Below are 7817 nucleotides of genomic sequence, written 5' to 3' on the forward strand. Positions count from 1 at the left end.
AGATTAGAAGATATATCTTCTAATCTTTAATATGTTTTTATAAATTTTCAAGTGCATCTTTTAAATCTTTTATAATATCTTCTGCATCTTCTAGACCAACTGATAGTCTTATCATTCCTTCAGTAAGTCCAAAATCCTTTAATTTATCTTTAGGGAATCCTCTATGAGTCATAAGAGAAGGAACTTCTATCAAAGTTTCACAATCTCCTAAACTAACTGCAAGTTGGGTAAGCTTAACACTATCTATAAACTTCTTAGTTTCTTCTAGGTTTCCATCTAGTTCAAAGGCAATCATAGCACCAAAACCTCTCATCTGTTTCCTTGCTATATCATGACCCTTAAAGTCTGGAAGTCCTGGATACATAGTGGTTTTTACCCTAGGATGATTATTTAAAAATTCTGCAACTTTGATTGCATTTGATTCGTGTTCTTTCATTCTTATTTTAAGAGTCTTTAAGCCCCTTAATAGTAACCATCCGTTGAAAGGACTCATAACTCCTCCAAACTCGCTCATATATTCAAATCTCAAACTATCTAGATACTTTTCATCCTTTGCTACAGCTACTCCACCTATAACATCACCATGTCCAGAAATATATTTTGTTGCACTGTGAACAACTACATCTGCACCGAGTTTCAAGGGGTTTTGAAAATATGGAGATGCAAATGTATTGTCTACAACAACCTTAACACCCTTTTTCCTTGCAATATCTGCAACCCTTTCAATATCTACTATTGATAAATCTGGATTTGATGGTGATTCAAAATATAGAAGTTTTGTATTTTCATCTATCACACTTTCAAGACTAGTTGGATCTGTTAAATCTGTAATTTTATATTCAACATTATAATCAGGTAAAAGTTTTGTAGCCATATCATAGCTTGTACCATATATTGTCTTATGAAGGATTATATTGTCACCAGGCTTTAAAAATTAAAAAATTACACTACTAATAGCTGCCATTCCATAAGAAAAAGCGACTGCACCTACGCCTCCTTCTAATAATGCCATTCTATCTTCAAATAATCTTAAAGTTGGATTGTTGCCCCTAGTATAAACATAGTCATCAGATTCGAAAGACATAACCTTATCTACATGGTCTAAACTATCAAATAAAAAGGTAGAAGTTTGATATATTGGAGGATTTAATGCATTTTTAGCATTCTTTTCCTTTGCCCCTCCATGTATACTATTAGTAGCAAATTTATAGTCTCCAGTCATATATATTCCTCCTATTTCAATTTAGCAATATTTTCCTTAAATGGAGCTCTTATAATCCCTTTTTCTGTTATAATTCCAGTAATATTTTCATGAGGTGTAACATCAAATGCTGGATTGTAGACTTCTATACCTTCTGGAGCTATTCTATTTCCATTTATATGAGTTACTTCTTCCCCATCTCTTTCTTCTATCTCTATACCTTTTCCACTTTCCATTTCAAAATCAATGGTTGTAGTTGGAGCTACTATATAGAAAGGCACATTATAAGCTTTAGCTATTACAGAAAGCATAAATGTTCCTATCTTATTTGCAGCATCACCATTGTTAGCAACTCTGTCTGCCCCTGTTAAGATTACATCTATTTTACCATCTCTTATTAAAGTTGCTGCCACACTATCTACTATAAGTTTAGCTGGTATGCCTTCTTGCACTAGCTCCCAAGCAGTTAATTTTCCACCTTGTAGTCTTGGACGAGTTTCATCTGCATATACAAATATATCTTTTCCTGTATTATGAGCTTCCCTTATAACTCCAAGAGCAGTTCCATATTCTACAGTTGCAAGTGCACCTGTATTACAATGAGTTAAGATAGTAGCACCTTTTTCAACTATTTCATTTCCATGTCTAGCCATAGCTTTATTTGTTTCTATATCTTCATTGTATATAGTTTCTGCTTCTTTAAGAATTTTTTGAGCTATTTCACTATTTGCAAGATCTTTATTTTCTTCTATAAGCTCTTTCATTCTCTTAATAGCCCACATTAAATTTACAGCTGTAGGACGAGATCTATTTAAAAAATCTAGAGCCTCCTCCATTTTTTTCAAAAATACATCTTTTTCTTCATTTTTAAATTCATTAGCAGCAAGTACTACACCATATGCAGCAGTAGCTCCTATAGCTGGAGCTCCTCTAACTACCATATCTCTTATTGCAAATTCAACCTCTTTATAATCTTTACATGCAAAAAATTCTGTTTTTACAGGAAGTACTCTTTGGTCAATTAAATATAATATATTATCTTTAAATTCAATAGTATTAATATTTTTCATTTTTTTACCTCCATTTATTTTTTAAGAAATATTTTTCTAATAAATTTATTTTACTTATCTTCTTCTGTTAACTTTAAACTTAAATACTTGTGGATCAAAATAGTCAAAAGAATAGAATACCGGCTTATCATGCTCATCATAATGAACCTGATGAAGTAGTAAAAAAGGTAGATCTCCTTTTACCTTTAAATATTTTTTCATATCTTCACTTGGTAAAACTGGTATTATATTTGCACTTGCATATTCTACTCCAATTCCAAACGATTTTTTTAAATATTTAAATAGAGATTCGCCTTCTATTTTTTTTGGCACAATATTATTTAATATCTTTTTAGGCACAGTATCTATTAGATAAGCTGAAGGCTTATCATCAGCCATTCTTATTCTTTCAAATCTTACAACCTTATCTTCTTTTTTGATTTTAAGTTTATCTACCATATCCTCACTTGGAGATATCTCTTTAATACTTATCCACTTTGTATCTGGAACATGTCCAAACTTTTTTATAATCTCTGTAATACTATCTAACTTTTCTAAGCCAGCTTGTATCTCTATATTAGGGCCTTCACTAACATAAGTTCCCTTACCTTGAACCCTATATATCCATCTCTCTTGCTCCAGTAAAGCAAGAGCTTCTCTTACTGTATACCTGCTTACTCCTAACATCTTCATAAGTTCAGCTTCTGAAGGAAGCCTTTCATCACCCTTAAGTTTGTTTTTATTTATATACTGAATTATCTTGGCCTTAGCTTTTCTACTTAAAGGTATCTTTTTTTCTTTTATTCTCATTTTACTATTGTTCGTCAGTTTTAACTTGTCCATATGTTTTAAATCTTTCAAGCATCATAGTCATTTCTTCTTCTGGAAGAATAACTGGTTCTCCTATACATTTAGTTCTATAGTAAAGTTCAGCACAGTATTCAATTTCTTCAGTTGTATTAAATGCATTTGCTAAATCTGGTGCACCAGCTAATAGACCATGGTTTGCTAGGAGTACTGCATTTCTATCTTTCATAGACTCAAAAGCATTTTTAGCTAATTGATCTGTACCATATGTTGCATATTCAGCACATCTAACATTCAGTCCACCTAAAGCTAACATATAATGAACTGCTGGAAGTTCCCAGTTTAAACAAGCAATAGTTGTTGCATATATAGTATGAGTGTGGATTATTGCATTTATATCATCTCTATTTGCATAAAATATTCTATGCATTTCAAGTTCACTAGAAGGCTCCTTGTCTCCTTCTACTAGATTTCCTTGTAAATCTAAAACTACTATATCTTCTGGCTTTATTTTAAAATAATCAATACCTGAAGGACTTATAGCCATTAAGCCTTCTTCTCTATTACATACACTTAAGTTTCCACCTGTTCCTTTTGTAAGTCCTGTTTGGATAAGTTTTTTACCATATTCTACTATTTCTTTTCTCTCTTTTTCTAATAACATAAAAGCACCACCTATTTTTATTTCATTCACTTGTCAGACAACTGACAAGTCACTTTAAGTTTAGCATATTAGCAGTTTTCTGTCAATATTTTACAGCTTTAGACATACTTCTAATTTTAAAAATCTCTATCAACTTTTTAAGAAAATCCAACAATTTCTTGTTGGATTTTCTCTATAAAATATTATTACTTACAAAGTTCTAATATATTTACTATATCTTTTTTATCTAATTTTTTAAATTTGCCTACAATATCTCCCTTACTAGCTTTTTCTGCCATAAGCTCAAATTCATCTGTAGGTATATTGGCCTCTGTAAAGCTAATAGGCATATCCATATCCTTTAAAAACTTCTCGAATCTCTTTATTCCTTCTAAGGCAGTCTCTTCTGGAGTTTCCATATCCTCCACATGAAATACATTCTTTGCAAATTGTACAAATTTATCTACATTTGCTTTATATACATACTTCATCCAGGCAGGCAGTACTATAGATAGTGTTTGACCATGAGTTGTACCATATAAGGCTGTCATTTCATGAGCTATTCTATGACTTCCCCAATCTTCTTCTCTTCCAAGTCCCAAGATCCCACTATGAGCCATTGTACCACTTAACATTATTTCCGCTCTAGCATGGTAGTCCATAGGGTCTTTTTTAAGTTTATATCCATTATTCATAACTGTTCTTATAGTAGATTCACATAGACCATCAGTTAGTTCTACTCTTTCAGTATTTGTAAAGTATCTTTCGTGTACATGTGATATTATATCAACTACTCCAGCAAATGTTTGCTTTGTTGGAAGAGTTAAGGTAAGCTTTGGATTTAATATAGCAAACTCAGGCCTGATGGAGTCATGCTCTATACCCATCTTAAGCATACCATCTTCATTTGTAACTATAGCGTTTGGACTTGACTCACTTCCAGTAGCTGGTATTGTTAAGACAACTCCAAGTGGAAGTGCTGATTCAATATCTGCCTTTCCTGTAAAGTAGTCCCATACATCTCCTTCATACTCTACTCCTACTGCCATTACTTTTGCAGAGTCTATTACACTTCCCCCACCTACTGCAAGAATAAAGCTTATATTTTCTTTTTTACATATTTCTATACCTTCTCTTACTAGTGTAAGTTTAGGATTTGGCTCTACTTTACCAAGTTCAAAAACTTCAATCTCTTTATCTTCTAAAATTTTTATAACCTTATCATATAGACCACTTCTTTTTATACTACCTCCACCATAGTGAAGTAATACTTTTTTATGATTATCCCCTATAAGTTTACTTAGTTGTTCTACTGAATCTTTCCCAAACTCTATCTTTGTCGGATTGTAATAAAAAAAACTATTCATATATTAAACTCTCCTTTTATAACTTTATCTATAACTGTAAGTGTTAAATTTCTTTAAAACATCTTCCATCTGATTATCACTTATTATATTTGGCTTACCTAGTCCTTTAGTTATACAAAATATTTCAGAAACAAACTCTAAATGTTCTGCAGTTGAAAATGCTCTTTGTATATCAGATCCAAGTGCTATTAAACCATGATTACCTAATAATACAGCATTTCTATTTCCTATTGCTTCTAGTGCATTTTGGGCAAGCTCCTTTGAACCATAAGTTGCATACTTTGCACATTTTACATCAAGCCCTGCAAATCCTACAAGATAATGAACAGGCTCTAAATCCCATCCCATACAAGAAACTGCAGTTGCATACTTTGAATGAGTGTGAACAATAGCATTTGCATCTTCTCTATTATTATAAAATATTAAATGCATACCCAGTTCACTTGAAGGCTTAAGATTACCTTCAACCACCTTACCTTCCATATCTACTATAACTATATCTTCTACTTTAGTTTCAAAATAATCTAAACCACTAGGACTTATAGCAACTAGGCCTTCTTCTCTATTTAAAATACTTATATTTCCGCCTGACCCTGTAGTCAAACCATTTGTAAGCATTTTTTTACCATGAGCTACAATAGCTTCTCTTTCTTTCATCATTCGCATAACTTCCACTCCTTTTTTAAAGTTTACCTATTAATAAAATTTTTCTACTTTTGTATCAAAATAACTATGAAGTTCATATGGAGTATATACACGTTTATCAGTTACAACACCACTTATTAAATGCGGCGGTGTGATATCAAATGATGGATAATATCCCTTAACTCCTTCTAGTGCATTTTGTACACCTCTTGCTTCCAATACTTCTTGAGGATTTCTTTCTTCTATAGTAACTGTATCTACAGTATCGTGTCCCTTATCTGGTATACCCGTTACAAAATATGGTACTCCATGATATTTAGCAACAATTGCTATTTGATATGTTCCTATTTTATTAGTTATATGACCATCTAAACAAATTACATCTGCTGCTGAAGTAAATACATCTATTCCTTTAGTTTGCATAACTAAGGCCGGCATATTATCAGTTATTATTGTAGTGTCAAAACCTTGGTCCTGGGCAACACTTGCTGTAAGTCTAGCACCTTGAAAATATGGTCTTGTCTCCGGAACAAATAACTTTATATTTTTTCCCCTATCTTTAGAAACTCTAAGCATCATACCAACTATAGTCTCACCAAAGCATTGTGTCATAACATTACCTTTGTTTGGAAATACGTCTACAAGGTTCTCCCCAACCTTTTCCATAATAGAATATCTTCTGTTTAAAGAATCTATTGTATATAGAAATATGGCTTCATCTACTTTCTTACCATTTTCCATAGCCTTTTTAGCTTCTTCTAAACACCCTGCTGTTATCTGACTCATTCTAGCAGAAGTAGTAGGTCTAGCATTTGATAAAGTGTTAGCAGCCTCTTTTAAATATTTAATTTGCTCTTCTACTCCCATATCCTTACATTCATAAGCTGCTAATGCCATACCCATGCTAGCTGCAGTATAAGGACCAGCACTTTGAGTAACCATGTCAGTTATAGCTTGTGCTACCTCTTGATGAGTCTTACAAGTTACAAACTCTACCTTAGTTGGATAAATCCTTCTATCTAATATTTTAACAGCTCCATCTTCATACCATGCTACATTTTCATATTGAAGCATAAAAGCTAAACCTTTATCATTTCTTATCATAGCCATCTCTCCTTGTTGTGTAATATAGTTGTGCTTTTATAAATTTTCATCTTATTTGTAAAAGTATTAATCTTCCATATACTATTTAAAATCTTTTAGATGTTTTTTAAATATATCAGTATATGCTTTTCCACTTAATATACCATCCCTATCTTTAATAAATTCTTTTGCTGTTAATAAAAGAACCTTTTCTACTTTAACCCTATCTTTTGTATCTTCTATACCCGTTATATCTAGAACCTTAGAATCCCCTACGACTCTTCTAATTATTTCAAGTCCTGCTGAACCTGCTGTATCTTTTAAAATAGATTCTAAATACCATTCCATATACTTTTCTTCTTTTGCCATTACATCTTTTACTATATCTTTATAAAGCTTAATAAATTTTTCTTTAAAAAGGCTTACTATATCTTCTATAGCCTTTTCAACCCAGTCTAAAAATTCTTTTGAATCAGAATCCTTTCTTGTAAAGTAAATATTAGCCCAGGCAAAAAATATATTTCCGATTACATTTCCTAGGTCATATCCTATAGGTCCATAAAATGCAAACTCTGGATCTAAAACCTTTGTTGATTCTTTATTTAAAAATATAGAACCCGAGTGAAGATCTCCATGTATAAGGGCTTGAGCATTATTCATAAAGTTATTTTTTAATTTACCCGCTTCTAATATTAAATCTTTATCTTCATAAATTTCCCTTTTTATAAAGTCTAGGTTTTCTTCTATCACTATATTTCTTCCTTTATAGTCTATATAAGGCTCAGTAAATACAAGGTCTTCTGAAATCTTACACAAATCTTTGTTTATATACTTTGCTACCATATCCTTTTTCTCCCCTGAATCCATTACTAAATCAGTTGTTGGAAGCAATGCATTAACTATAAAAGTAGTAATTTGGTCTGCAAACTTTGGAAATACTTGACCTTTTAACAGTTCCAGCCTTAAGTTTTCATGGCCTCCTATATCTTCCATAGATATAGCACACATTACCGGGTCATAAA

7 protein-coding genes and 1 pseudogene are annotated in these 7817 nt (G+C 31.9%); all 8 read right to left on the bottom strand.

Annotated features, from left to right (window positions below):
* Nucleotides 1-37: 37 nt before the first annotated feature.
* Nucleotides 38-1222, bottom strand: a pseudogene (locus tag ACTHW2_RS08330) (trans-sulfuration enzyme family protein).
* A gap of 11 nt (nt 1223-1233) precedes the next feature.
* Nucleotides 1234-2271, bottom strand: a complete 1038-nt coding sequence (gene mtnA, locus ACTHW2_RS08335) for an S-methyl-5-thioribose-1-phosphate isomerase (RefSeq protein WP_442263485.1) — start codon at nt 2269-2271, stop codon at nt 1234-1236.
* Nucleotides 2272-2325: 54 nt separating this feature from the next.
* The gene (locus ACTHW2_RS08340) at nt 2326-3111 is read right to left on the bottom strand and encodes a GntR family transcriptional regulator (protein WP_442263486.1); all 786 of its coding nucleotides are present in this window, start codon (nt 3109-3111) and stop codon (nt 2326-2328) included.
* The gene (locus ACTHW2_RS08345; RefSeq protein ID WP_442263487.1) at nt 3065-3721 is read right to left on the bottom strand and encodes an L-fuculose-phosphate aldolase; all 657 of its coding nucleotides are present in this window, start codon (nt 3719-3721) and stop codon (nt 3065-3067) included. The genes ACTHW2_RS08340 and ACTHW2_RS08345 overlap by 47 nt, the downstream gene beginning before the upstream one ends.
* Nucleotides 3722-3906: 185 nt before the next feature.
* On the bottom strand, nt 3907-5067 hold the full coding sequence (locus ACTHW2_RS08350) for an iron-containing alcohol dehydrogenase (RefSeq protein WP_442263488.1): 1161 nt from the start codon (nt 5065-5067) through the stop codon (nt 3907-3909).
* A 24-nt stretch (nt 5068-5091) separates the two neighbouring features.
* Nucleotides 5092-5733 (bottom strand): L-fuculose-phosphate aldolase, encoded by a 642-nt coding sequence (locus tag ACTHW2_RS08355; RefSeq protein WP_442263489.1) that lies wholly within the window; start codon nt 5731-5733, stop codon nt 5092-5094.
* A gap of 30 nt (nt 5734-5763) precedes the next feature.
* The gene (locus ACTHW2_RS08360; RefSeq protein WP_442263490.1) at nt 5764-6816 is read right to left on the bottom strand and encodes an S-methyl-5-thioribose-1-phosphate isomerase; all 1053 of its coding nucleotides are present in this window, start codon (nt 6814-6816) and stop codon (nt 5764-5766) included.
* Between the two features lie 81 nt (nt 6817-6897).
* A partial coding sequence (mtnK, locus tag ACTHW2_RS08365; protein ID WP_442263491.1) for an S-methyl-5-thioribose kinase occupies nt 6898-7817 on the bottom strand: 920 nt, incomplete at its 5' end.

The sequence above is a fragment of the Tissierella sp. genome (assembly GCF_052089545.1).
Taxonomy (GTDB): domain Bacteria; phylum Bacillota; class Clostridia; order Tissierellales; family Tissierellaceae; genus Tissierella_A.